The sequence below is a fragment of the Rubritalea sp. genome (genome assembly GCF_051252225.1).
Taxonomy (GTDB): domain Bacteria; phylum Verrucomicrobiota; class Verrucomicrobiia; order Verrucomicrobiales; family Akkermansiaceae; genus Rubritalea.
Window position 1 is genome coordinate 218,720 of record NZ_JBPOGE010000001.1, and the last position, 23,994, is coordinate 242,713.

General features: G+C 48.1%; 22 protein-coding genes. 12 read left to right on the plus strand and 10 right to left on the minus strand.

Annotated elements, in window-relative coordinates; genetic code table 11:
* Positions 1–129: 129 nt before the first annotated feature.
* Positions 130–1,020: a C1 family peptidase gene (locus tag ACSHX2_RS00980; RefSeq protein WP_435689697.1), complete on the minus strand. Its 891-nt coding sequence runs from the start codon at positions 1,018–1,020 to the stop codon at positions 130–132.
* A gap of 288 nt (positions 1,021–1,308) precedes the next feature.
* Here ACSHX2_RS00980 and fusA point away from each other — a divergent pair, with 288 nt between their 5' ends.
* Entirely contained in the window at positions 1,309–3,396 is a 2,088-nt protein-coding gene (gene fusA / locus ACSHX2_RS00985) for an elongation factor G (RefSeq protein WP_435689699.1), read from the plus strand.
* Positions 3,397–3,705: 309 nt separating this feature from the next.
* On the opposite strand, the gene ACSHX2_RS00990 is transcribed toward fusA, so the two are convergent.
* Positions 3,706–4,419, minus strand: coding sequence for a PEP-CTERM sorting domain-containing protein (locus tag ACSHX2_RS00990; RefSeq protein WP_435689701.1), 714 nt, complete (start codon positions 4,417–4,419; stop codon positions 3,706–3,708).
* Positions 4,420–4,772: 353 nt separating this feature from the next.
* Between ACSHX2_RS00990 and rplE the strand changes: the two genes are divergently transcribed.
* The 10 genes from rplE (at position 4,773) to ACSHX2_RS01040 (ending at position 13,736) form a co-directional block, all read left to right on the plus strand.
* A complete protein-coding gene (gene rplE / locus ACSHX2_RS00995) occupies positions 4,773–5,342 on the plus strand; it encodes a 50S ribosomal protein L5 (RefSeq protein ID WP_435689703.1) in 570 nt (189 codons plus the stop codon).
* A 39-nt stretch (positions 5,343–5,381) separates the two neighbouring features.
* The gene (rpsH, locus tag ACSHX2_RS01000; protein WP_435689705.1) at positions 5,382–5,783 is read left to right on the plus strand and encodes a 30S ribosomal protein S8; all 402 of its coding nucleotides are present in this window, start codon (positions 5,382–5,384) and stop codon (positions 5,781–5,783) included.
* 19 nt (positions 5,784–5,802) lie between these two features.
* Positions 5,803–6,342 (plus strand): 50S ribosomal protein L6, encoded by a 540-nt coding sequence (gene rplF, locus ACSHX2_RS01005; RefSeq protein WP_435689707.1) that lies wholly within the window; start codon positions 5,803–5,805, stop codon positions 6,340–6,342.
* A 40-nt stretch (positions 6,343–6,382) separates the two neighbouring features.
* A complete protein-coding gene (gene rplR / locus ACSHX2_RS01010) occupies positions 6,383–6,739 on the plus strand; it encodes a 50S ribosomal protein L18 (RefSeq protein WP_435689709.1) in 357 nt (118 codons plus the stop codon).
* 12 nt (positions 6,740–6,751) lie between these two features.
* Positions 6,752–7,429: a 30S ribosomal protein S5 gene (rpsE, locus tag ACSHX2_RS01015; protein WP_435689711.1), complete on the plus strand. Its 678-nt coding sequence runs from the start codon at positions 6,752–6,754 to the stop codon at positions 7,427–7,429.
* Between the two features lie 65 nt (positions 7,430–7,494).
* A complete protein-coding gene (gene rplO / locus ACSHX2_RS01020; RefSeq protein ID WP_435689713.1) occupies positions 7,495–7,935 on the plus strand; it encodes a 50S ribosomal protein L15 in 441 nt (146 codons plus the stop codon).
* A gap of 112 nt (positions 7,936–8,047) precedes the next feature.
* Complete coding sequence (gene secY, locus ACSHX2_RS01025) at positions 8,048–9,550, plus strand: preprotein translocase subunit SecY (RefSeq protein ID WP_435689715.1); 1,503 nt, start codon at positions 8,048–8,050, stop codon at positions 9,548–9,550.
* 148 nt (positions 9,551–9,698) lie between these two features.
* The gene (locus ACSHX2_RS01030) at positions 9,699–10,328 is read left to right on the plus strand and encodes an adenylate kinase family protein (protein ID WP_435689717.1); all 630 of its coding nucleotides are present in this window, start codon (positions 9,699–9,701) and stop codon (positions 10,326–10,328) included.
* 97 nt (positions 10,329–10,425) lie between these two features.
* On the plus strand, positions 10,426–11,238 hold the full coding sequence (gene map, locus ACSHX2_RS01035) for a type I methionyl aminopeptidase (RefSeq protein ID WP_435689719.1): 813 nt from the start codon (positions 10,426–10,428) through the stop codon (positions 11,236–11,238).
* A 128-nt stretch (positions 11,239–11,366) separates the two neighbouring features.
* Positions 11,367–13,736 (plus strand): peptidoglycan D,D-transpeptidase FtsI family protein, encoded by a 2,370-nt coding sequence (locus ACSHX2_RS01040; RefSeq protein ID WP_435689721.1) that lies wholly within the window; start codon positions 11,367–11,369, stop codon positions 13,734–13,736.
* A 64-nt stretch (positions 13,737–13,800) separates the two neighbouring features.
* On the opposite strand, the gene ACSHX2_RS01045 is transcribed toward ACSHX2_RS01040, so the two are convergent.
* The 6 genes from ACSHX2_RS01045 to ACSHX2_RS01070 all read right to left on the minus strand — a co-directional run bounded on the left by ACSHX2_RS01045 (position 13,801) and on the right by ACSHX2_RS01070 (position 18,931).
* Positions 13,801–14,475 carry a DUF2293 domain-containing protein gene (locus tag ACSHX2_RS01045; RefSeq protein ID WP_435689723.1) on the minus strand — a complete coding sequence of 225 codons (675 nt, stop codon included), beginning with the start codon at positions 14,473–14,475 and terminating at the stop codon, positions 13,801–13,803.
* Positions 14,476–14,542: 67 nt separating this feature from the next.
* A complete protein-coding gene (locus tag ACSHX2_RS01050; RefSeq protein ID WP_435689725.1) occupies positions 14,543–14,995 on the minus strand; it encodes a cupin domain-containing protein in 453 nt (150 codons plus the stop codon).
* Between the two features lie 4 nt (positions 14,996–14,999).
* Positions 15,000–15,962, minus strand: coding sequence for a L,D-transpeptidase family protein (locus ACSHX2_RS01055; protein ID WP_435689727.1), 963 nt, complete (start codon positions 15,960–15,962; stop codon positions 15,000–15,002).
* A gap of 86 nt (positions 15,963–16,048) precedes the next feature.
* Complete coding sequence (locus ACSHX2_RS01060) at positions 16,049–17,902, minus strand: phosphoenolpyruvate carboxykinase (GTP) (RefSeq protein ID WP_435689729.1); 1,854 nt, start codon at positions 17,900–17,902, stop codon at positions 16,049–16,051.
* A 132-nt stretch (positions 17,903–18,034) separates the two neighbouring features.
* Positions 18,035–18,289: a PepSY domain-containing protein gene (locus tag ACSHX2_RS01065; protein WP_435689731.1), complete on the minus strand. Its 255-nt coding sequence runs from the start codon at positions 18,287–18,289 to the stop codon at positions 18,035–18,037.
* 111 nt (positions 18,290–18,400) lie between these two features.
* On the minus strand, positions 18,401–18,931 hold the full coding sequence (locus tag ACSHX2_RS01070) for a rhodanese-like domain-containing protein (protein WP_435689732.1): 531 nt from the start codon (positions 18,929–18,931) through the stop codon (positions 18,401–18,403).
* A 49-nt stretch (positions 18,932–18,980) separates the two neighbouring features.
* Between ACSHX2_RS01070 and ACSHX2_RS01075 the strand changes: the two genes are divergently transcribed.
* Positions 18,981–19,331, plus strand: a complete 351-nt coding sequence (locus ACSHX2_RS01075; RefSeq protein WP_435689734.1) for an ArsR/SmtB family transcription factor — start codon at positions 18,981–18,983, stop codon at positions 19,329–19,331.
* Position 19,332: 1 nt separating this feature from the next.
* Here the strand turns inward: ACSHX2_RS01075 and ACSHX2_RS01080 are convergent, their stop codons facing one another.
* Together ACSHX2_RS01080 and gshAB are read right to left on the minus strand one after the other, a co-directional pair.
* Positions 19,333–21,579, minus strand: a complete 2,247-nt coding sequence (locus ACSHX2_RS01080) for a hypothetical protein (RefSeq protein WP_435689736.1) — start codon at positions 21,577–21,579, stop codon at positions 19,333–19,335.
* A 54-nt stretch (positions 21,580–21,633) separates the two neighbouring features.
* On the minus strand, positions 21,634–23,931 hold the full coding sequence (gene gshAB, locus ACSHX2_RS01085) for a bifunctional glutamate--cysteine ligase GshA/glutathione synthetase GshB (protein ID WP_435689738.1): 2,298 nt from the start codon (positions 23,929–23,931) through the stop codon (positions 21,634–21,636).
* Positions 23,932–23,994 lie beyond the last annotated feature (63 nt).

Sequence of the window (23,994 nt, forward strand, 5' to 3'; positions counted from 1 at the left end):
AGTGGGGAGTCTTGCTGGAGAGTAAATGGTGTGTCGTGTGTATGGCTGGGTATTGAATGTTTAACTGCCTACTATACGAGGGGGAAACCCATGGTTTATCCTCAGGTGTGTGTCCAAAATCCACATTAATCACTTTTTTCTCTCGAGGTGGTATATTTGGTAAGTGCCACGAGCGAGCGCGTTGGCGTCGACTTGTTTGCCATTGCCTGTAGTTGAACTACGGATAGTGAAGGTGTCGTGCTGTGGGTGGTAGTGGCTGACGACAAAACTGTGGCGCTCATAAAGTGCGTGAGTCTTAGTCTGTGTGAGCTCTTTGTAGTTGCTTACATCTACAGCGACTGGTCCAGAGATGAGTAGGGTAATGATTTGTTGTTTCGCCTGCGCTGTGGTTTTTGGGGTGTGTTTATTTAGGGTGTAATTAGAGCAAAACTGTTTTGTCGTTTGCTGGGTAGGCGTGTTGGCTGGGAATGTGAAGAATGGGCTGAGTGAGGTGGTGGAACGGCGCTGTTTATGAGAGTTGAGTGCAGTAGATTTCGTCTGTTCGTTCCAAGTGCCTGATTTACGGCTTGAGAACATTTCGTGTGTCACTGAGTGGCGGGCATGACGTAGCGAGTTCATGGCTTCTGGTACTCCCATTTTAAAAAAGGGTGAATACGGAAGCTCCTTCTCTGTCCTGACACCGTGCTGTTGGAGGAGTTTGAAATCGTCAGTGATGTGGCCTGACTCTTTATAGTAGGGTGCAACGGTTTGGCGGGTTGCTAGCTCGAACTGGCTAGTGATCATTTTATCGAAGGAGCCGTAGTCCTTGAGATAGTGCCGAGCAAAGAGTTCGCGTTCGGAAAGGTTAATAAATTTTCCTGTGACTTTCCTGTATTCAGCTTCGACTAGAGCAAGGGTCGCGAAGGTGTGACATGATCCTACATTTCCTTGGTCGATCTTGTGCTTCCAGTAGTCGCTCGCATAGACGCTATGGAGGGAACTGAGAAGTAGGATGAGAAATATGGCGATTCGCGGGAACACGAGTGGAAGTGTGACTGGCGAAATGGTGTGTGTGAAGTTTCTTTTATGAATCAAGGAGTTGGGTTTCTGGTGCCAGTGCGCGACGAACTAGTTCGCTAATGTGGAGTGTTTGGTAGATGGAGTTTTAATCTCTAGGGTTTCAAAATTGGGTGTTTTTTGGAAGGGTTTGGTGTTTTTTTAGCGAAATTCGCATAGAGTGATTGCTAAATGGTTGGGGGCGTTGTAATCAGCGCTGCAAGTAACTCGGCACTAACCTCTTTAGGGCTGGAACACGAAAGGACCATTCATATGGCTAAAGATCTATCCAAATACAGAAACATCGGAATCTTCGCGCACGTTGATGCGGGTAAGACCACTACAACAGAGCGTATCCTGTCCCTTACAGGTAAAATCCATAAGATTGGTGAGGTTCACGATGGTGAATCCACTACTGACTTCATGGAACAAGAAGCTGAGCGTGGTATCACCATTCAGTCAGCTGCAACAACTTGTTTCTGGGATGGTCACCGCTTCAATATCATTGATACTCCAGGTCACGTTGACTTCACTGTTGAAGTATACCGTTCCCTTAAAGTTCTCGATGGTGGTGTAGGTGTATTCTGTGCATCCGGCGGCGTTGAGCCTCAGTCCGAGACTAACTGGCGTTATGCTGATGAGTCTGGTGTTGCACGTGTTATCTACATCAACAAGCTCGACCGTACAGGTGGTGACTTCTACCGTGTGTCAGCTCAGGTGAAAGAAATTCTTGGCGCTGTGCCACTTATCATGGTTCTACCTATTGGTATTGAGAATGATTTTGTTGGTGTTGTTGACCTTCTTACACGCAAGGCGTGGGTTTGGGATGACTCAGGTAAGCCTGAAAATTACGAGATTCAAGACGTGCCGGCTGACATGGTTGACAAGGTTGAGGAGTACCGCGCGCAACTTATCGAAACTGCCGTTGAGCAAGACGATGAACTCATGATGGAATACCTTGAAGGTAATGAGCCAAGCATCGAAGATATTAAGCGTTGTATCCGTAAGGGAACTATCGCTCTCGATTTCTTCCCTACTTACTGTGGTTCTTCCTTCAAAAACAAGGGTGTGCAAAACGTGCTTGACGGTGTAGTTGACTACCTTCCTAGCCCTACTGAGGTTAAACCTCAGCCTGAAGTGGATCCAGAAGGTAATGAAACTGGCGAATTCGCTATCGTTTCTACTGATAGACCACTTCGTGCACTTGCTTTCAAGATCATGGACGACAAGTTCGGAGCGCTTACATTCACGCGTATCTATTCTGGTGTCCTCAATAAGGGCGATACAGTTCTTAATACCTTCACTGGTAAGACTGAGCGCGTAGGCCGTCTCGTAGAGATGCACGCAGATGACCGTACTGAGCTCGACTCAGCTCAAGCGGGTGACATTATTGCTCTTGTAGGTCTTAAAAATACTCAAACAGGTCACACGCTTTGTGATCCTAAGTTCCCAGCGACTCTCGAGCCAATGGTGTTCCCTGAACCAGTTATCTCTATCGCAGTAAAGCCTGTTGATAATGCGAATGCTGAGAAGATGGGCATAGCTATCGGTAAGATGGTTAAAGAAGATCCGACATTCATCGTTGAGACTGACGAAGAAACTGGTGAGACAATCCTTAAGGGAATGGGTGAGCTTCACCTCGACATTAAGGTGGATATCCTCAAGCGTACGCACAAAGTAGAAGTTACCGTTGGTGCTCCTCAGGTTGCTTACCGTGAGTCCATCACTAAGACAATTTCTGATTCCTACACACACAAGAAGCAGTCTGGTGGTTCTGGTCAGTACGGTAAGATTGATTACACAATCGAGCCGGGTGAGCCAGGTGAAGGTTTCGTATTCGAGTCCACAGTGGTTGGTGGTAACGTTCCTAAGGAATTCTTCCCAGCTGTTGAGAAGGGCTTCCGTACATCCATGGTTGCAGGTGTTCTCGCTGGCTACCCAATGGAAGATGTTAAGGTTACTCTTACTGATGGTGGTTGTCACGCAGTTGACTCCTCTGCAGTAGCATTCGAGATCGCAGCAAGAGCTGCATACCGTGCATCCATTCCTAAGGCTGGTCCGCAAATTCTTGAGCCAATCATGAAGCTCGACGTTTTCACTCCAGAAGAAAAAGTCGGTGATGTGATCGGTGATCTTAACCGTCGCCGTGGAATGATTCAGTCACAAGACACAACTCCATCTGGTGTTGTTCGTATCAAGGCTGAAGCTTCCCTTTCTGAAATGTTCGGTTACATCGGTGACCTTCGTACAATGACATCTGGTCGTGGTCAGTTCTCCATGGAGTTCTCCCACTACGCACCATGTCCTAAGAACGTTTCTGAGCAGGTGATTAAAGAAGCTGCTGAGCGTAACGCTAAGTAATTTCTCTGATTCTTAGATTTCAAACAAAGCGGCCGACGATTAATTTCGTCGGCCGCTTTTTTATTATTGTTGAGTGAGGGGGGCTTGAGTTTCGCCGAGTCCATTGCATACTGTTGTCCGTGGGTTGTTGGTGTCAGTCTTGATGGGGAGATTGGTGTTTCGTTGATCACTCTGGCTGTGTTGAGTGTGGTGATACGTTGACTAGTATTTATGTGGGATGGGGCGTTGCTTGGGCGTAAATAAAAAAGCCTTCGCAGAAACTCTGCGAAGGCTTTTTAGAACTAGACTACTAGTTAAAGTGTTAATTGATTACTTGCGCTTACGGCGTGCAAGGAATGCTGTGGATGAGAGGATGAGTAGAGCTGAAGAAGATGGCTCAGGAACGGCTACGAATGAGCCAGTGCCAGGATAGTCGTCTGCTACGCCTTCGCCAGATGCGAATGCATCGAGGAAGTTGCCTTCCTTGAGGTTGCCGCCGGATGTGGACACGGCTTGATAGCTGAAGCGGTATACGCCGGCGGTTTCAGTAGTGGTGGTGAATACCTCGTTGCCGTAGTGAACTCTCCAGGCGTCGTTGTCGCTAGTGACTTGTAGGCTGTATGCTTCAACAGCTGCGTCATTACCATTCTCGCCTAAGTAATCGATTGTGAAAAGCATTGTGTCTTCACCATTTCTGCCGCGATGAGCGAAGAGGTAGTCGACTCCTATGCCTGCGCCGATCACTACGTCTTGAAAGAGGGTGGCTTCTTGTGTTGCGTTGATTTCGGCAAAGGTGTTGCCTTCATAAGCTACTACGTCGAAGTCTACACCCTCGGTGTCAGAATTCCAAAGTTCGATAAGACCATCAGTGGCAGTAGTTTCCCAAGAGTCGACGTCGCCTTCGTTGTATTGGGCTATAAATGCTCCATAGGTTTTAGCTGGTGTGCCTGTAGGTGCGATTTCAAACCCGCTGTTGCCGATGAGGTTAGCGCCAAATGCAGTGGTGCTAAGTCCAGCCAAGGCTAGGGTGATTGCTTTTTTCATATGTGTAATTGTAGTGTGTTGGGGAGAATTCGGGGGCAATTACGCCTTAAGAACTCAGTTCGCGGTCTCCTTAGGGTGGGTTGGTGATGTGATCAAGTTTTTTTCGAAAATCAATAGGTCCCAAAATGGTCACATGCTGTATGAGGTTGGTTCATCTCTTGTTGTGAAGCTTCTAGTTTATGTGATCTGTCTGAGTTTAGGTGAAAAAAATGTGCGTAATTCTCGCTTTCCGCTTGTCGAACGCGGAGGGATGGGTTAAAGCCCCCGCCCGCCTTCGTATTTGCATAGCATTTATGAAGAGAACGGTAGCGCTTAAGCTAAGCATTCAGAATTAACAAGCTGACCCGCAAATTATGAAACCAACAATGCAAACATACTATCAGGAGAAGGTAGTGCCAGCTCTCAAAGAAGAGCTCAAGTGCACTAACCCTCACCAGGTGCCTCGTTTGGAGAAGATCGTTGTTACCACACACTGTGGTGGCGCATCTGACCGCAAACAGGCTGTAGAAGACGCAGTCGAAGAGATTGCTAAGATCACTGGCCAAAAGCCAAGTGTTTCTTACGCTCGTAAGTCCGTCGCTAACTTTAAAGTCCGTGAAGGTGAAGCAGTAGGAGCCCGTGTTACACTTCGTGGAGCACACATGTGGGAATTCCTCGACCGCTTCATTCACGTTACTGCTCCAAACATCCGAGATTTCCGTGGTATTTCACCTAAGAGTTTCGATGGTAAAGGTAACTACGCAGTAGGTATCGCAGACCAGTCCATTTTCCCGGAAGTTGAGATTGATCAGATCAAACGTCAGATCGGTTTCGATCTTATTTTTGTGACGACTGCAACTACAGATGAGCCAGGCCGTGCGCTTCTACGCGCTCTCGGTATGCCGTTCCGTGAGAACGCCAAGAAGGAAGAAGCAGCAGTCTAATTCCACTAATCATTAATTTTATATAAAAGGAAAAATATTATGGCAGTTCTTAGCGACCCAATTTCCGATTTTCTTACTCGTCTGAAGAATGCTTCTTCAGCTGGCAATGAATCATTCTCCGCACCTTACAGCAAAATGAAGGAGGCTATCGCAGCTATCCTTGTTGAAGAAGGTTATGTCTGGAAGTTCGAAGTTTCTGGCGAAGGTACCCAAAAGACCATCGTTGTTACAGTCAAGTACTCGGACACAGGTAAAGCAGTTATCACTAACTTAAAGCGTGTTTCCAAGCCTGGTCTCCGTCAGTACGTTGGTGCAGGTGAAGTCCCACGTGTCCTTAATGGTCTCGGTATCTCAATCGTTTCGACCTCTAAAGGTCTTATGACAGGTGCTGCAGCCAAGAAGGCAAACATTGGTGGCGAGCATCTCGCCAACATTTGGTAACCCTAACTTAAGTAAAAAAATGTCAAGAGTAGGACTCAAATCAATCACACTTCCTGAGAAGGTCACAGTAACAGAGGCAAATGGTCTCGTTGTTGTTGAAGGCCCTAAAGGGAAGCTCGACTTCCAACTTCCAGAGGGCATCGGCTTCTCACAGGAAGAGGGAGAAGTAACAATCACACGCGCTAACGAGAGCCGCCAAGTACGTGCCCTTCACGGTACAGCTCGCTCCCTCGTTAATAACATGATCATTGGTGTATCTACAGGATACGTTAAAGATCTTGAAATCATCGGTGTTGGTTTCCGTGCAAAGGTCGCAGGCAAAGCGCTTGACCTAAGCCTCGGTAAATCTCACCCAATCCTCCACCCGATCCCAGAAGGCCTCACAGTTACTGTTGATGGAACCACTAAGGTAAAGGTTGAAGGTATCGATAAGCAGGAAGTAGGACAGTTCGCGGCTGAAGTTCGCGCATACTACAAGCCTGAGCCGTACAAAGGTAAGGGTATTCGCTACGTTGGTGAATACGTTCGTCGTAAGGCTGGTAAGTCTGTTGGTAAGTAATAAACGAACCAATTTAATCATCTCAAACTGAATTCATACAATGAGCAAACTCAATCGTAAATCAGTACGCCAGCGCATTCACAGCCGTATCCGTAAAAAGGTAGCCGGTACCGCAGAGCGTCCACGTCTTGCAATCAACTATTCTAACCAGCACATCTACGTGCAGGTGATCGACGACGTTGCTGGTAATACACTCACTGCTGCTTCTTCTCTCGACAAGTCTGTTGAGAGCGCAGCTTCTAATGTTGCAACTGCAGCACAGGTCGGTACTCTCATCGCAGAGCGCGCCAAGGAAAAGAACCTCGAAGCAGTCGTTTTCGACCGCGGTGGTCACCTCTTCCACGGTAAAGTTAAAGCACTTGCTGAAGCAGCACGTGAAGCAGGCCTCAAATTCTAATCATCACGAACAATGTCTGAAAATAAAGAAAACGCAGAAGCAAAACCTGCAGAAGCAAAAGCTGCTCCTGCTGGAGCCCCAACGCAAGATCGTGGTGGTCGCGGCGGTCAAGGTGGCCGTGGTGGTCAAGGCGGCCAAGGTGGCCGTGGTGGCAAAGGTGGTCGCCGTGAGCGTCCACAGCGCCAAGCTCCTCCAAAGCCAACTACCGAAGACGGTGTTGAACTCGTAGAGAAAGTCGTATTCATCAACCGCTGTGCTAAAGTGGTAAAAGGTGGTCGTCGTTTCTCCTTTTCCGCACTTATGGTCTCCGGCACACACGAAGGTCGTGTTGGTGTAGGTTTCGGTAAAGCAAACGAAGTTATCGATTGTATCCGCAAGGCATCTGAGTGTGCTAAGCGCGATGTTAAGCGTTACGCTATCGTTGACGGAACTATCCCACATGAAACATACGCTGAGTTCGGCGGCGGTAAGGTTCTCCTTAAGCCAGCTTGCCCAGGTACTGGTGTTATTGCTGGTGGTGGTGTGCGTGCAGTCTGTGAAGCAGTCGGTATTCACAACGTCCTTGGTAAGTCACTCGGCTCAAACAACCACGCAAACGTAGTGAAAGCTACTGTTGCAGCTCTTGCTCAGCTTCGCACTCGCGAAGAAGTGCTTAGCTCACGTGGTAAGTTCAAGCAGAAGTCTCTCTAAGTTAATCAGAAGTAGTCGCTGCATTTCAGAGCGGCTGCTTTTACAAACCATAGAAATTTAAGATAATGAATCTTCACAATCTCAAAACTAACCCAGGTTCCAAGCATCGCATTAAGCGCCTTGGTAAGGGTGAAAGCTCCGGCCTCGGTAAAACATCCGGTAAAGGTCACAAGGGTCAAAAGGCTCGCTCAGGATCCGGCGTACGCGTTGGTTTCGAAGGTGGTCAAATGCCTATTCACCGTCGTCTTCCTAAGCGTGGTTTCAACAACGTTCGTTTCGCGGACAAAGTTGTTGTCATCAACACTGCTCACCTCCAGAAATTCTTCGAAGAAGGTGACACAGTGAACGAAGAATCACTTCGTGCTAAAGGTCTTGTAAAAGGCGCTTTCGACCAGATCAAAGTCCTTGGTAACGGCGACCTCAGCAAAAAGCTCACGGTTTCTGTAGACGCACTCAGTGCTTCAGCTAAGGAAAAAATCGAAAAAGCTGGCGGCACCGCTGCTTAAGCATTTCGATTTTAAAACTAGCTTTATTAAGCTATTTTGAACTTTTAGTGAGGAAGCGCTTGCGCGCTTCCTCACTTCTTTATATAGCCTCCCGCCTCAATCTAACTAAATTATGATTTCCGCATTTGCGAATACTTGGAAAGTAGCCGAACTACGTGAACGCATCATCTATGTACTGGTGATGATCGTTATTGTCCGTCTTGGTGTGCACATCTCACTGCCTGGCGTTGATGCTGGTGTGATCGATGCTCACATGAAGTCTATCGCTGAAAAAGGTGGTAGTGATAACGGCTTGCTCGACACCATGGCAACGATTTTCTCCGGTGGAGGGCTCCAGAAGCTCGGTATCTTTGCTCTTGGTATTATGCCTTATATTTCGGCATCGATCCTAATGCAGCTTATGACCGCGGTCATGCCAAAGCTCGCTAAGCTTTCACGTGAAGACGGTGGACGACAGAAGATCAATCAGTACACGCGTTTCATCACAATCATCATTGCTACTGTGCAGGGTGGTTTCCTTGCGCGTCAGGTCTCAACAAACCCTGAGTCACTTCCATTCTTCCAAGGGATTAGTCAAATTGGCAATCTCACACCAGATGCTACTTGGACTTTCATACCTATTTTCACACTTTCTGTGGTAACAGGCACACTCCTTCTAATGTGGATTGGTGACCAAATGACTGAGAAGGGTATCGGTAACGGTACTTCTATCATCATCACGGTGAACATCATCTCCTCACTTCCTACAGCGCTCGCGCTTCTCTGGAAGTCAATGATCAGTGGCGGTGGCCCTGCAGGTGCAGCATTCGTGGTGTTTCTCTTCGCTTTCCTAATCTTTGTGACTGCAGCTACGATTGCGATCACTCAGGCACAACGCAGAATTGCTATCCAGTACGCTAAGCGTGTGGTGGGTCGCAAGCAGTACGGTGGTCAGACTCAGTATCTCCCACTCAAGCTTAACTACGCGAACGTGATGCCAATCATCTTCGCTACTGCGATTCTTGGTATCCCGACGATGATTGCCAACCAGATGTTCCCAACTGCCGACTGGGCACTAGCTCTGAACAACATTCTCGCATTCAACAGCCCTTGGTACTACGTGATAGCTGGCGTGATGATCTTCTTCTTCTCTTACTTCTGGGTAGCAACAATGTTCCAGCCGTCAGAGATCGCCGAGAACCTCAAGCGAAGTGGTGGTTATGTTCCTGGTATCCGTCCAGGTGAACCAACTGCAAAGTTCCTCGATTTCACGATGACTCGTCTCACCTTTGCTGGTGCAATATTCCTTACGATCATCTTCGCACTTCCATTCGTGGTGTCACAGATGCCACGTCTTTTCGGAGCTCCAGAGCTCAACCAGATGGTCACAGGCTTCTTCGGTGGTACCTCCCTCCTCATTATGGTGGGTGTGATCCTCGACATCATGCGTCAGGTAGAAACTCAGCTTCTTCAGCGCAACTACGATGGTTTCCTCCGTCAAGGTAAGCTCAAGGGTGCCGTTGATCGCCGTAACAAGCAGATGGCTGCACGTCCGAGCAACAACATGCTCTACCTTCTCGTCATAGTCGCAGTGCTCTTCATTCTCGGTATCGTCGCTCTCTCCTTCAAAGGATAGATTACATCCCATAGATCAATTTACGTATGGCCGCTGTGTATTACTCACCAGCGGCCATTTTATTCACAAACTAATCAAGTAAGAGGATAGAGACGTTCACCTTCTCTGAAACACTGCTAACTTTCACTACCAACTGAATACTTCATTCATGCATCGAATCATTCTAATGGGGCCACCTGCTTCGGGTAAAGGAACTCAAAGCTTACGCATCCAGAAGTTACTCGGCGTTTCAGCGCTGAGTACAGGCAACTTGCTGCGCCGTGAAGTGGAGTCTGGCTCAGAGATCGGTGTTGAGGTGGAAGTATATCTCAACAGTGGTGCATATGTGCCAGACCCATTGATCATGAAAATGGTCGCTAACTGGATCGCTGAACATGATGAATCTGGCTGGTTACTCGACGGTTTTCCGCGCACTCTCGTCCAAGCACAAGCTCTCGAATCTGACCCATCGTTTCAGGCTCCGACATTAGCGATTGCGCTCGACGTGCCGGAGGCGCTTCTTGAACATCGCATAGCTGGTCGCCGCGAGTGTTCTCAGTGTGGTGCTACAGTGTCAGTATCGGCAGGGTCTGACGAGAAGTGTCCTGAGTGCGGAGGCGAGTTGGTGTCACGTGCTGATGACGATTTAGAAAATTTTCGTAGACGCTACGCGAACTATCGTGAGTTCACGCAACCATTATTTGACTACTATGCGGCACAAGGTAAGTTACTCGCTGTCGATGGTTCACGCTCACCTAACGAGGTGTTTGCTATTATAGAACAACACCTTCAACGCTAAATACCTTCCTATAGAATCATTAAATTGAGATGCCATTTTCAGTATGGGTACTCAACTCGCTAAATCCTGATTCAGAAACAACTCACCTTATTTTCTCATGGCTAAACGTAAACCAAACAAGAACAAGATCCCAATTAAGTCTCCGCAGGACATTAAAGAAATGCGTGTCGCTTGTGAAACTGCTAGCGAGATTCTTCAAGCCACAGCAAAATTTATTGAAGCTGGGAAGACCACGAAAGAGGTCGACCTTTATGCTGCAGAGCTCATCAAAGAGCGTGACTGTATTTCAGCCTTTCTCGGCTACCGTGGATTCCCTGGGAATATCTGCATTTCGCCTAACGAAGAAGTGGTGCACGGCATCGGTTCAGATCGAATTATCAAAGATGGAGATGTAATCAGCATTGATATCGGCGTGGTCAAAAATGGCTGGATTGGTGACAATGCAACTACGGTTCCCGTGGGTAATGTCACTGATGAAGTGAAGAGGCTTCTTGCTGTCACTGAGCAATCACTTTACGAGGCTCTTGCGTTTGCTAAAGAAGGGGAATCTCTCGCAGATCTCTGCGGTGCGGTGGCAGAATACGTGAAGCCATTTGGCTTGGGAGTGGTGAAAGAATTCGTTGGTCATGGTGTTGGCAAAGAGCTGCACGAAGAACCAGCGGTTCCTAATTACCGTCCGTATGGACGTACACCTCGTCTTAAGGAGGGCATGGTGCTCGCAGTAGAACCAATGATCAATGGTGGTACTCCACGCGTACGCATCCTAGATGATGGCTGGACAGTGATCACTGGTGATAAAAAGTATTCCGCCCATTTTGAGCACACCGTATGTGTGGGTCTACATGGTCCGGACATTCTCACTGCTCGTCCACGCGAAGCTACGCCTGAACTGCTAGGCATCACACTATAAGTTATCCACGGCAGAATCGAGAGCTATTGATTTAGCTCTCTTACTTTTCTTTAGCTCAGGGTTGTGCCCATGAGTGAAAGTATTATAGATATACATTAGTGAAACAATTTCAGAGTACTAAATACCGGATGCCTTCTATTGTAGTGAAGGTCGTTCTTGGTTCTCTGCTTGTTTCTAGCGTAATCCAGGCTCAGCGGTCTGAGGGTCTACGCGCTCTGGAGGCTCAACTTAATAAAAAGTCAGAGCAGCAGGAAGATAAGAACTCAGAAGTTACAAAACCTGCGGCTGCACCCAATGAGGGCGATCCTAGACTAACAGTCGACACTAAGGGTGATACGGAAGCTATTTCTGAGCTTGATGCGCCAGTCCATAGGTCGGCGGATCAGGCTGACATTTACACGCGTCCTGATGCCCGGACGATGACGCTGTCGATACCAGCCCTGCGTGGTCAGATCCTTGACCGGCATGGTAATCCATTGGCGCAGAATAAAGTAGTTTGGTATCCTTCTCTTCAGTATCAGCAGTTTGCCAATGCCGATAAGGAATTCGTGGTCGCTTGGGCACGTGAGCGAATCACCAAGGCGAATGAGGTTTTTGAGATTAACTGGGAAGTTAAAGATGAGGAGCTATGGCAGCACTATCGTCAGAGGCGCTGGTTGCCACTATCATTTACACACGTTGTTGAAGCTGAGCGAAAAGAGTTACTTGAGCCGAAACTTATCGATGGACTGATTCTTCATCCTATCTACCAACGGTATTACCCTCAGAATGACGCGGCAGCGCATTTGATTGGCTATGTCGGTAGCAAAGGGAAGCTCGAAAAGGGGCCAATCAACTACGGTGACCCGATCTTTGAGTATACTGAAGGGCGTGCGGGTTTCGAAAAACTTTACGACGAGGAACTTACCGGAGTCCCTGGTTTACTAAAGCTCCAATACGATTCCTCGGGAGCAGAAGTTCTCCGTGAGCAAAAGCGTGCACCGCGCCAAGGGGGCTCAGTGGTGACAACACTAGATCTAGAGTGGCAGAAGCGTGCAGAATCAGTTCTCAATGAGCATGCGCACCGTGGAGCCCTCGTGATTATAGACGTTCGCACTGGGGAACTGGTAGCCATGGCTTCATTGCCATCCTATGATTTGAATACATTTGTGCCATTTATCAGCACCGATGATTATAAAACGTTACGTGAAAACGAGGATTCACCTCTCTTCGCTCGAGCTTACCAAGCAGAATATCCGCCAGCATCTACTTTCAAGGCTGTGGTTGCACTTTCCGCATTGCAGAATCGCGTGATTGATCGCTATACGGAGATTAACACACCTGCATTTATTCAGCTAGGCAGACACCAAATGTGGAACTGGTCTAAAAAACCTGAGGGCTACATGAATGTAGTGAAAGGGCTTTACCGTTCCAATAACCCATTTTTCATTCAAGTGGGTATTGCTACACGCCCTGAGAATATTGTCAAAACTGCAGCGCAGTTAGGATATGGAAAGAAGTCTGGTCTCCCGCTTGTCGGTGAACGTCCAGGTAGATTGCCCGATGACGCATACATGATGAAGAAAGAGGGGCGCCGAATGACAGATGGTGACACCGCGAATATGTCAATTGGTCAGGGAATGCTTCTGGCCACACCTTTGCAGGTTGCTCAAGGAATGGCTGGTATAGCGAATGGAGGTAGGCTCCCGAAGCTACAACTTGTGCGCCAAGTGCAAGATGCCAATGGGCGGATTATCAAGTACAATAGAGAAGAGCCTAGACAGCTTCTTAACATGCTCCCTGAAGATGTGGTGACAGTTCAAGAAGGCTTGATGCGAGTAGTTAACGATCCCGCTGGTACAGGTAAGCGCGCCTACTTGAGTTACACGACAGTAAGTGGTAAAACAGGTACTGCTCAGTGGGGGCCGAAAGAGAAGGAGCAAAACCTCGGTTGGTTCACGGGTTTCTTCCCAATCGAAAATCCCAAGTATGCTTTTGCTATGGTGTACGAAGGTCGCCCAGGTGAAAAAGTCAGTGGTGGTAGCAAGGCTGCTCCTATGGTGAAAAGCTTTTTTGAACCGATCAAAGAGGATGTGATGTTCCGGATTAATCCTCCAGTCAAGGCGATGATTGTAGAGGAAGATGAGACAGAAGTTCTGCCTGACCAAGATGATTTAGGGCTTCCTGGTCGTGCGATGGTGATCGAAGAGGCGATGGAATTACCCGATACTCCACCTGCTCCACGAGCCGTATTGGTCGAGGAAGATTTAGTGGTACCAGAAGACTCACCTCGAGCAGTGCCAGTTGAGGAGGAAGTAGATGTTCCAGATCTCAGGGAGCTTCCACCGAGTATGCGCCAGTTAGAGGAGCCTACAGAGCAAAGTGATAACAACCTTACCCCTAGTCGTACGATAATCATAGAGGAGGGGATAGCACCACGTGCACAAGCAGTGGTCGATGAAGATGAATTATTAGTTGTGCCTGTACGACCCGCGCTAGCAGTTCCTGTACAAGAGTAATAGCTATGGAGAAACTGGCCTGAGGTGTGAGGGAAATGATAAGCCGCTTAGAGTTTGAATAGCGTCACTTGAGTGCCCTATAAAGGGGGCAATGCGTGAGATCTATATCATCTTCTTTGCGATATTTTTCTAAAATACTACGTGAACGTTTAGCTAGCATTTGGCGGACTTCACGGCGCTTACCCTTTTCACGTGGAATTACCATATCGTCGTAAGCTGTTGTCTGGTGACGCATCCAGGCGATGACTGCGGATTCTGCACGTTGTTCAATGGGAATACGTTGGGTTCTAGCGACTGTGCCACTGCCTACTGGAACTGCGTGTGCAGCGACAGCCTCCGCGAGCTGGTCCTCTAGTTCGTCGTAACGATAAGAGAAATTTAGGAATTGTTGGATTGCTGCGGTAAATTCTAGCACGTAGCGCTCTTGTTCCTTTGCTCGGCGTTCGCGGCCCGCGTCTAACTTTTTCTGATAGGATGGGTCATCGCGCTCCTGCACTAGCTCCATTTTGAGAGCATCGATACGCTGAGATGGAGCCCAGATACCTTTGGAGAATAGCTTGCGCCCCTTGGGTTCTTTTACAGTCCAAGTGGGACCATCTTTTTTGATCCGTCTTGAGAGTGCTGCATCGCCAGGTTTGAGTAAGGCCCATCCAATCGGAATTTTTAGTTCCTCGCCATCTAGGCTGAGGACGTAACCTGCGCGATTACTTGGGCGTACTTCTAAGGTGTCAGTAGGCATGTGGCTTTTAGTAGCTTATCGACCTTAGGATGAAAGAGCTTTTTATGGCGAACCACTTTATCGAATGTTAGATGAGGTACCCTAACTGAGGTTGTATTTTCTTTAATAACTCAGCATGACCTAAACAGTCGTGAATGAGGGTGAAGTCCTCGAATTCAAAACCTGGAGCCACGCTACAGCCGACGAGGACTTTTGCCCCCAACGGCTCAGCGGCTTGCCAGTAATGAGCTGGAACAACATGACAAAATTGTTCAGCTTCAGATGAGAGCTCAATGATTTCAATGGATTGGCTTTCGCCGTCCCACTGATAGAGTCGAATCCCGTCTCCTTGGTAGAGATTCCAAACTTCTTCGCTGCTTACCTTATGGAAGGCGCTGACTTCACCCTTTTCTAACTGAAAATAGATGTGCGTCAGACAGCTTCGTGTACCATGACTCGCTGAGTCGGTCTTATGAATCGAGCGGAAAACCTCCTTGTATTTGCCGCCTTCTGGGTGCTCTTCGAGATTGGTTGGTTGCATGCAGCTATGGCTTAGCGTCTTTTACTTCTTCAGCTTCTTCTACACGTCCTTGTAGTAGAGGGAACCCTTTGCCCATTGGTTTATTGACGGATTCGCTAGTGACTACAAGATTAGTGCCAGGCGTGAGTACGCCTTGAAGTATATGTTGGAAATTTGGGTCGAGCTTCATCCATTCATCAAGAGTGTCCGTGTGGTGGTCACTGTTGCCACTGACTTGAGTCCAAGCAGAGCTCCGAGTGCCTTCCTTGGCATCGATTTTCCAACCACTGAACAAGAATGCTGCGGTTCCTTTTGTGTGTTTGGAAAAAAGGCTAGTCTTCACTGGGCATTCACCAATGGTGACGCCATCGCGAATGAGGTAGAGCTTCTTATCTTGCCTACTGAAAATCATTGAGACTGGGCCTGATGGTGCGAGTTCAGGCTGCCAGATGAATTTACTGATTTCGCCGCTCGCAAGTTGAACCTTGTGCCCATGACTCACATGAATATCTGGATTTTCGTCTGTAACAACCACGGTTGTGCCGTTGTGGGTGATCCCAAAAAGTAGCTTTGAGAATTCGTATGGAAGGTGGATACAGCCGTGTGACGAGCGGTAGCCCGGAACAGCTCCGGCGTGAAGTGCCACACCGCCCCATGTCAGGCGCTCGGAGAATGGCATGGAAGCATTTCCGTAGGTTTTTGAATGGTGATCAGCGTCCTTGTTGAGGATGTGGAAAACTCCTGTAGGTGTCTCATGACCATCAAATCCTGTACTGACTTCACTCGTGGCTATTTCAATACCATTACGATAAACTGCGGCCGTTTGTGTCTTTAAGCTCACAGTAATAAGGACTGGACCAGATTTAGAGAGTTCTGGGTTCCAAGTGAAGGAGTCCGCGTTGTGCTGGCGGTCTTCAGCTTGAAGAAGTGGGCAAAGGAGCGACGTGCTTAAGGCCATCCCGATGAAGAGAGTCTTTGAAATTTTCATATGTGAATAAGCTAAAAAGCAAATTATGCCGCCTGGCAAGCATTTATAACTTGGGTTCTGTTAGGCGGCATAAAGATGTTGGAGCTTTAGTCAATAATGCGCGAAGCAAGGAGTTCGCGTTGGTAAGCGAGCTCCTTTGGAATAGAGTGATGAAGTTTGAGGAAGAGTTCACCTTGGCTGAGAATTTCTTGTTCCCATTCTTTTGGATCGATCTTCATGACCTTTTCTAAATCACTTTCATCAAATCCCTCGAGGCCGTCGATATTGAGTTCGTCAGCACTTGGGACCCAGCCAATGGATGATTCGTGACCTAGGGCGCGACCGTGGCAGCGGTCCACAATCCATTCAAGTACGCGCATGTTTTCTCCGAATCCAGGCCAAAGGAATTTTCCATCTTCATCAAGGCGGAACCAGTTGACGTGGAAAAACTTCGGAAGCTTCTCGATACGTTTCCCCATTTTGATCCAATGTTTGAAATAGTTGCCCATGTTATAACCACAGAAGGGAAGCATAGCCATAGGGTCACGACGGACGTTACCGATCGCGCCAGCTGCAGCTGCAGTGGTCTCAGATCCCATAGTGGCTCCGATGTAACAACCATGAGCCCAGTTAAATCCTTGGTAAACGAGTGGCATAGTAGTCTTACGGCGGCCACCAAAAATGATTGCAGATATAGGCACGCCTTCTGGGTTTTGCCATTCGGGATCGATAGTGGGGCATTGCTCAGCGGGAGCGGTAAAGCGTGCATTAGGGTGTGCAGCCTTGACTCCATTTTGTCCATCGGAGGGTGTCCAATCATTGCCTTGCCAGTCAATGAGGTGCTCTGGAGTATCTTTTGTCATGCCTTCCCACCAGATGTCACCCTCGTCAGTGAGCGCTACGTTGGTGAAGATACAGTTAGCCTTCATTGAGTCCATAGCTGTCGGGTTTGATTCATACGAGGTGCCTGGAGCAACTCCGAAATAACCTGTTTCAGGATTGATGGCGTGGAGGTGGCCATCTTCATGAGGCCAGAGCCAAGCGATGTCGTCTCCAACGATAGAAGTCTTCCAACCTTCCTTGCGGTATTTCTCAGGTGGGACGAGCATGGAGAGGTTGGTCTTTCCGCAGGCGGAAGGGAAAGCACCAGTGACATAGGTCTTTTCTCCAGTGGGTGATTCAAGACCGAGAATGAGCATGTGTTCAGCCATCCAGTCGTGTTCACGTGCAATGTTAGAGGCCACGCGAAGGGCGAGACATTTTTTTCCTAATAATGCGTTGCCACCGTAGCCTGAACCAAAGGAGGCGATCTCACGGGATCTGACAAAGTGGACGATATACTTTTCGTCATTGCATGGCCATGGAACATCTTCTTGTCCTTCTTCTAGTGGTGCTCCTACGGAGTGAAGACAGGGGATGAAGAAACCTGGTTTAGTGCGGCGGGATGGAATTTCTCCGAATGCTTCTTTTTCAAGACGATCGAGCACATGAGAACCCATGTGAGTCATGATTCGCATATTAAGAACTGCATATGCTGAGTCTGTTACCTGCACACCAATTTTAGCGAGTGGTGAGTCGAGTGGTCCCATGCAGAAAGGAACGACGTACATGGTGCGGCCTTTCATGGAGCCTTGGAAGATCTCAAGAATCTTCTTTTTCATTTCTCCTTCTTCCGCCCAGTTGTTCGTAGGGCCGGCTTCGTCTTTGCTTTTGGTAGCAATAAAGGTGCGCTCCTCGACACGAGCGACATCAGATGGTGCGGAGCGGGCTAGGAAACTATTCGGTCGTATCTCTGGGTTGAGGCGAATCAGAGTTCCTTTATCAACGAGCTCTTCAGAGAGTTGGTTCCATTCATCTTGGGACCCGTCACACCAGTGAACATTTTTTGGTTCGCAAAGGGCTATCATTTTGTTGACCCATTTGGTCAACGCACGGTGGCGGGTGGGTTGCTCTGTTGTCATCACCTAACAGGGGAACAATAATCTGATTAGATAGCAATACAAAGTGGATGAATAATCTATAGCCTTATGCATGAATAGAAAGAGCACTCAGGGTTGCTGAGTGCTCTTAGAGAAAATCAATTGATTGCTAGCTTAATCGTCAGCTCTGTCAGATTCAATTTTGCCGCTCTTGGCATTTACTCGAAGCTCGCGCTTGGCGTCACCTTTATAGGCTTCGACTTCCCATTTGCCGTCGTCGAAGTTAGCTTCGATAAATGGATTGTAGCCTTGGTCTTCAACCATCTTTACGACTTTAGACAAGGGTAGCGCGTCAGCTGGAGGTTTTTCGTTAGCCAATGCTGTTACAGTAGCTATTCCTAGAATTGCGATGATAGAGTTTAGTTTCATTTTTTATGATGTGAGTTGAGATGCTTGGGTAAAGGATTCATCGGGGCAAAGCAACGAGGTTCAATTCAGATGAGTGAATGCTGTAAACTTACAGCGTTTCATCTAAGCTGCTCAGCCAGCTGTGCAGCTATCTGTAGTTTTCTTGTTCCAAGGCATTTTAGCTAAGAGTAAACCCATCCCGCAGAAGCCTGTGGCTCCAGCTAGGAACAGGCCCGCTCCTGTGCCAACCAGAACCCATGCCCATGCAGGGTTCACAAAAATTGCTAAAAGGGCTGCAATGATATTAATAATGCTGACCGTGAGGTGGACTTGGCGGATCAATGGCAGGCCACTCGGAGAGCTACGAACCACTGGCTCACCAGCAGCTTCCCAACCCTGAAGTGAGCCTTCAAGTTGAGCTACTTCAAAGCCTTCGGCTTCAAGTTTTTTAGCAGCTTTCACACATCGTGCTCCAGAAAGGCAACTGAGGAGGAGTTTCTTATCCTGCGATTTAAAGCGGATCTCTCCAGTATTGAGCGCGTCCAATGGGTGGAGCTTCGCGTCTTGAATGTGAGCTTCCTCATATTCTGAAGGAGTTCTGACGTCTGCTAGGTAAAAAGCGTTGCGGTCAGCGAGGTATTCTTTAACAGTAATTGTGTTCATAACTTGTGATCTTTGATTTCTAGTTTAGACTATATCGCGATAAAGGAATATGCAAAAAGAAAAGTCAAACGGAGGTTCGATGTTAAGTGAGTCTCAGATGGAAGAGATTGCAAAACTCTTTAAGATCCTCTCTGAGCCTGCTCGGTTGAAGTTGATTTCTAGCCTAATGGCTGGAGCCTTGACTGTCGGTGAGTTGGTCGATCATACAGCACTAAAACAAGGGAATGTTTCCAAGCACATGAAGATTCTTTTAGATGCCGATTTAGTGAAGCGCGAGAAGGAGGGGAACTTCGTACGCTACAGCATAGCAGAGCCTATGCTGTTTGAACTCTGCCATTTAGTGTGTAGGCAGGTAGAGAATGCGGCAGTAGAGAAGTTGAAATGTGTGAAGGGGGAGTAAATTAAATACTCTGCCACACTTGGATGCGTTTGAGGAGGTCGTTTTCGACTTGGAAATGGCGCGTGCTGATAGCGAGTTGGAGACGTTTTTCCCAATCTGATTTGGCCGTGCTAGCTTTTGATTGGGCAAAACGGGTGATGTCGTCGAGCGTGATTGCGCGTTCTGCTGGTTTTGTGGGATCAGTACCGTGCTTGTCGACACTGTTGACTAAGCTGTGGGTGAGCGCGAGGGCTCCGAAGAGTTCACAGAGTGTGAGCTGTCGAAAACGTTCTCGAGTGTCTTCGTAGGCTGCTTCGTCTTGGCTTTCTGGGAGGAAATCGAGATTTCTGAAGCTATCGCCAACGTGTGCCACAGCCTGTTTGAGAGTCTCATTGGTATGGTCTGAGGAAATGAGGTTTGTGAGATTGTTTCGTACTCGGGTAACTTCCTGTGTGATGCTGAGGGTCGCGTAGGTCCGGAACAATCTGCGGTAGAGATTACGGCCTAGGTCCGCGAGCTTGATCTGCATGACATCTGCTGGAAGTAGCTCAGGTTTTACCGCGTAGAGTGCTCCGAGATGCTCCAGAATCGGTTGCATAATTGATTCATAACCAGGAAAGGTGACACCTGTACCCGCAACGCGAGCCTTGCTGGCGCGTTTGGAATAAGCATCAACAGCGATCGCGATGGGGTCAACACCTGGAGCGCTGGATGGCTTGAGCGCATACATTAAGGTGAGTTGGTCAAAGTTGGCAAATGAGAGGGCTTTCGGACCTACAGACTGGATCAACTTCCACGCGGCTGCACGTGCTTCTTTCATGTCACTGCCATTCTCACGGAGCGACGGGTGCTGTGCTGCACGCTGGAGCTTGAGTGGGTTGTTTATTTCGAAGAAACTGAGGGTTTCATCGCTGGGCGCGAAGGCCGGCACCGTAGAATCATAGGACTTAAATTCACCATAGTGGCCTAGGATGAGCTTGGTGAAACGAGGGTCGGCTCCAGTGTCCCCATTCGCAGTGAGATAGCGGTCTTCTAACTTATCGCTGTATGGGTTTTTACCAAATGCTAGGTTGGCAATAGCTTGCTTACAACAAATGTCCGCTGTTGGGGTAACTAATAGTGGGTATGCCGCATCTTGGCAAACACGCTTGAGTTCTGTGATAAAGAGGCCAACGAGATCAACAAAGCTGACTTCACCAATAGCTTTGACTGGAATGCTATTGGTTTTACCTATGGCGAATTTATTTTGAGTGCTAGCAGCAGCTGAAGTCAGTTTTTCATACTTCGCAACGATGGTTGGCATCTGGGTGCGTAGGTCGCGAATGACGAAAGGCATCGCACCACCAGGTACTCCTGCAGAACAAAGTTGTTCTTTGAGTTGTGGGTCAATGTCGTCGTCCTTGCGTTGTGGACTAGGCCAGATGCTGCGGCTCTTTGTTAGAAGAGACTGATAGGCAGCTTCGTCAGAAATAAGTTCTGGAGCAATGTCAGCCAAAGAATGGTGAGAAGAACCACCAGCGAGCGGACCTTCTACCGTTTCAATAGAATCAATTCCGAGCTCGATCGCTTTCTTCGCGGCTTCTTTAGAGCTGTTAGAGTTGGTGGAGTGGATATGAAGCTCAATCGGGATATTGAGAGGCTTAAGGTAGTTTTGTAAGATTGGGAGTAATGAGGACATGCGCTGAGCTGTCATTTGACCAGACATGTCTTTGATCGCAATGTGCGTAAAACCGTTAGCTACTAGCTGCTTTGCGTAGCTCAGGAAATAGCCATCAGTGTAGCGTTCGGGTGCGTGGGCGTAGTGCCCAAAACAGATCGCGCCTTGCAGCATTACTCCATCTAACTGTTTGATAGATTCTGGAAGGTAAAGGTTGTCAATGTCGTTGAGGGCATCGAAAAAGCGAATTTTAGAAATTCCATTTTTAATGAACTCGCGGAGCGTGGCTTCGACTACATCTTTATCGTAATGGCGGAAACCGAGGGCGTTGGCACCACGGAAGAGCATCTGGAGATCGATGGACTTAACTCCGTTTTCATGGACGAGCGCATTGTGAAGGGCATCACTAATAATAAATGGATTATAGCCATTACTGATAGCGGTCTGGAAACTCTGACCTCCAGCAACTTCTGCGGAGTTAAAACCTGCTCGCTCTGTGGCTGCTAATACACTCGCCATCTTGGCGGTATCTAGCACCCAGTCGGTGACTGCGAGTGTGGATTGTTGACCGTCTCGAAGGCTAAGATTGGTCTTAAGAATTGGAGTTTCCATAGTTTTACAAAGAGAGTTTTAGCGAATGTGCCAATGAAAGCAATAGTTTGGATACTAGAATCCAAGGAAGTACATGAGTTTTTTATTGAGCTCACGGTTGTGGCCTTGGAATGGGTAGCAATGAATGTGGATCGCTGGGTTGAAGTTCATCTCAATGATAGAATAGTTCACTGCTGTCGCGGGTGCGGTGATGTCAGAGATCATCATGTCGAGCCCAGTGATCGCCACGTTTAAAGACTTTGCTGCTTGAACGGCGATTTCATTATAACTCGGGTGGACTTCATCCGTGAAGTCGAGGCTGTCTCCTCCAGTACTGATATTTGAGTTCTCTCGGAGATAAACGGTTTCATTTTTCAGTGGCACAGAGGTGAAGCTGAGTTCTTGGCTTTCGAGAAACATCAGCTCAGCTTCACCTAGAGCAATTTTTTCAAGCGGAGTGACGTAGCCTTTTCCGCGTAAGGGGTCTTCATTTTTGATTCTAACAAGTTCAGTGATAGTCGAACTTCCGTCGCCAGTCACGTTGGCTGGAACTCGGTGGAGAATTCCCACGACTTCATTATCGATGAGGAAGAAGCGGAACTCTCGTCCAGCAACGAAGGGCTCTACCAGCACAGAGGAATCTTCAGCAAATGCGATATCAATGGCCTGGTTGTATTGGCCGATTTTGCTGTTGTCTTTGAGGATGCTGATTCCAATGCCGAAGTTGGTGGACTTAGGTTTCACTACGGTTGCTTTGTTTTGGTAGCGAAAGAAATCTGCTTTGGCTTGCTCGGCATCAGTGTAGTACCCGCCGAGCGGGACGTTGAGTTTCGCTGCTGCCAACACCTTTTTTGTCACTAGCTTATTCTCCATCATGAGGATGGTGGCGTAGTTGTCTTTAGAGGTTTTAGTCGCTTGCTGAACGTACTCAATGTGCTTGCCTTTTTGGAAGCGAACAAAATTATCGGCACGGTCTAATAAATCAAATTTCACGCCGCGCCTGACAGCTTCACGTAACATGAGCTGGGTGGATAGTTCGAGGTCTTCGAGACCTGAGAAACGAAATGATTGCTCGCCTCTGCGGGCATAGAATTGTTTCGCCTGCCCTAAATTGTAATGAATAAATCCATTTTTTCTGATGCCTAAACGCGCTTTTTCGAGCGGTGAGTCATCAGGTTTATCGAGTAACTCCCTAAAAGTACCGATGGCGGCAGCGTAGTTCGCTTCTCCCTCGGGTAGTAGCTCGGTGAGTTCGTCGAGGAAATTGGCGACAGCGTGCTTGGCTCCGTTTTCGTAGGGCGAGCCATCAGATGCTGAGATCTTGCTGTCGAATCCGCAACACGCGCAGTGGTACTGATTCGCGGTGGCGATGGCCTGTTGCTGCTGGTCGAAGTCGGTGTCGTCTTCGTGAGCGATTGCCCAGAGCATGAAGAGGTGGAGTAGTTGGAGGCTTTCCTCACGGATGCCAACCTTGGTGGTCGGGTCTAGATCTAATAGCCTGATTTCAAGGTGAGTGATCTCGCCCGTCTGCAGATCTGTTTTCAGGCGGATGGGGCTGTAGAGCTCTTTCTCATGAATGAGCTTTCCGGCCTCTACTAGGTCGCGAACGGAGCGGTGAAAGCTAGACCAGTCTTGGTAATCGAGGGTGAAGTCTTCATTATTTCGGTAGCCGCAAATACTCGCTCGGATAGAAACAGACTTCTGGCCGCAACAAGTTTTTGGAGTGATCTGAGGCAAGTCTGGGCAGATGGTTTTATAGCTTTCGTCTGCGGCTGGGGAGTTTCCTAACAGAGCCACCATCATCCAGCGATAGCGCATCATATTACGCAGAGCCTTCATGTAGACTTTGGCTTTAAAGTCAGCTTTGCTGAGCGCAGTGAACTCCATTTCAGACTGCAGGCTGTCTAATAGACTTTCAGAGAGGCTGAGATTGACATGCACCCCGGAAATCATCTGCTTTTTTCTGCCATATGTTTGAGCGAGAAAGCGGCGGTACTCGCTAAGAGCACGATGTTCAGAATCAAATTGGGCAAGCGGGATCTGTGAGCCATTTTCTGGGAGAGCTGGAGGCATACTTTGCGGCCAGAGGTATTCACCATCGAGGTTTTCTGTGACGATGTCGTGAATGGTCTCGATAAAGCCTAAGGCTTCGCGCATTGAATCGACAGGCGGAGTGATCATTTCCAATTGGCTCTCGGAGAAGTCCACAGTGACATAAGGGTTTGCCAATTTGTCTCCAAATGCCGCTGGGTGCGGAGTCAGTGCTAGCTTGCCCTCAGAATCCACGCGGACGTGTTCTTTCTCAATTCCAAACTTTCCTTGAAGAAACCAGACTTGGCTAGATGGCGCGGTGAGCGCATCGCGAAAACTCATGCTGGATCATCATTGATTTTCGCGATTTTTCCAGTGATTTGTGCGCTAGAATTTGAAGAGTGA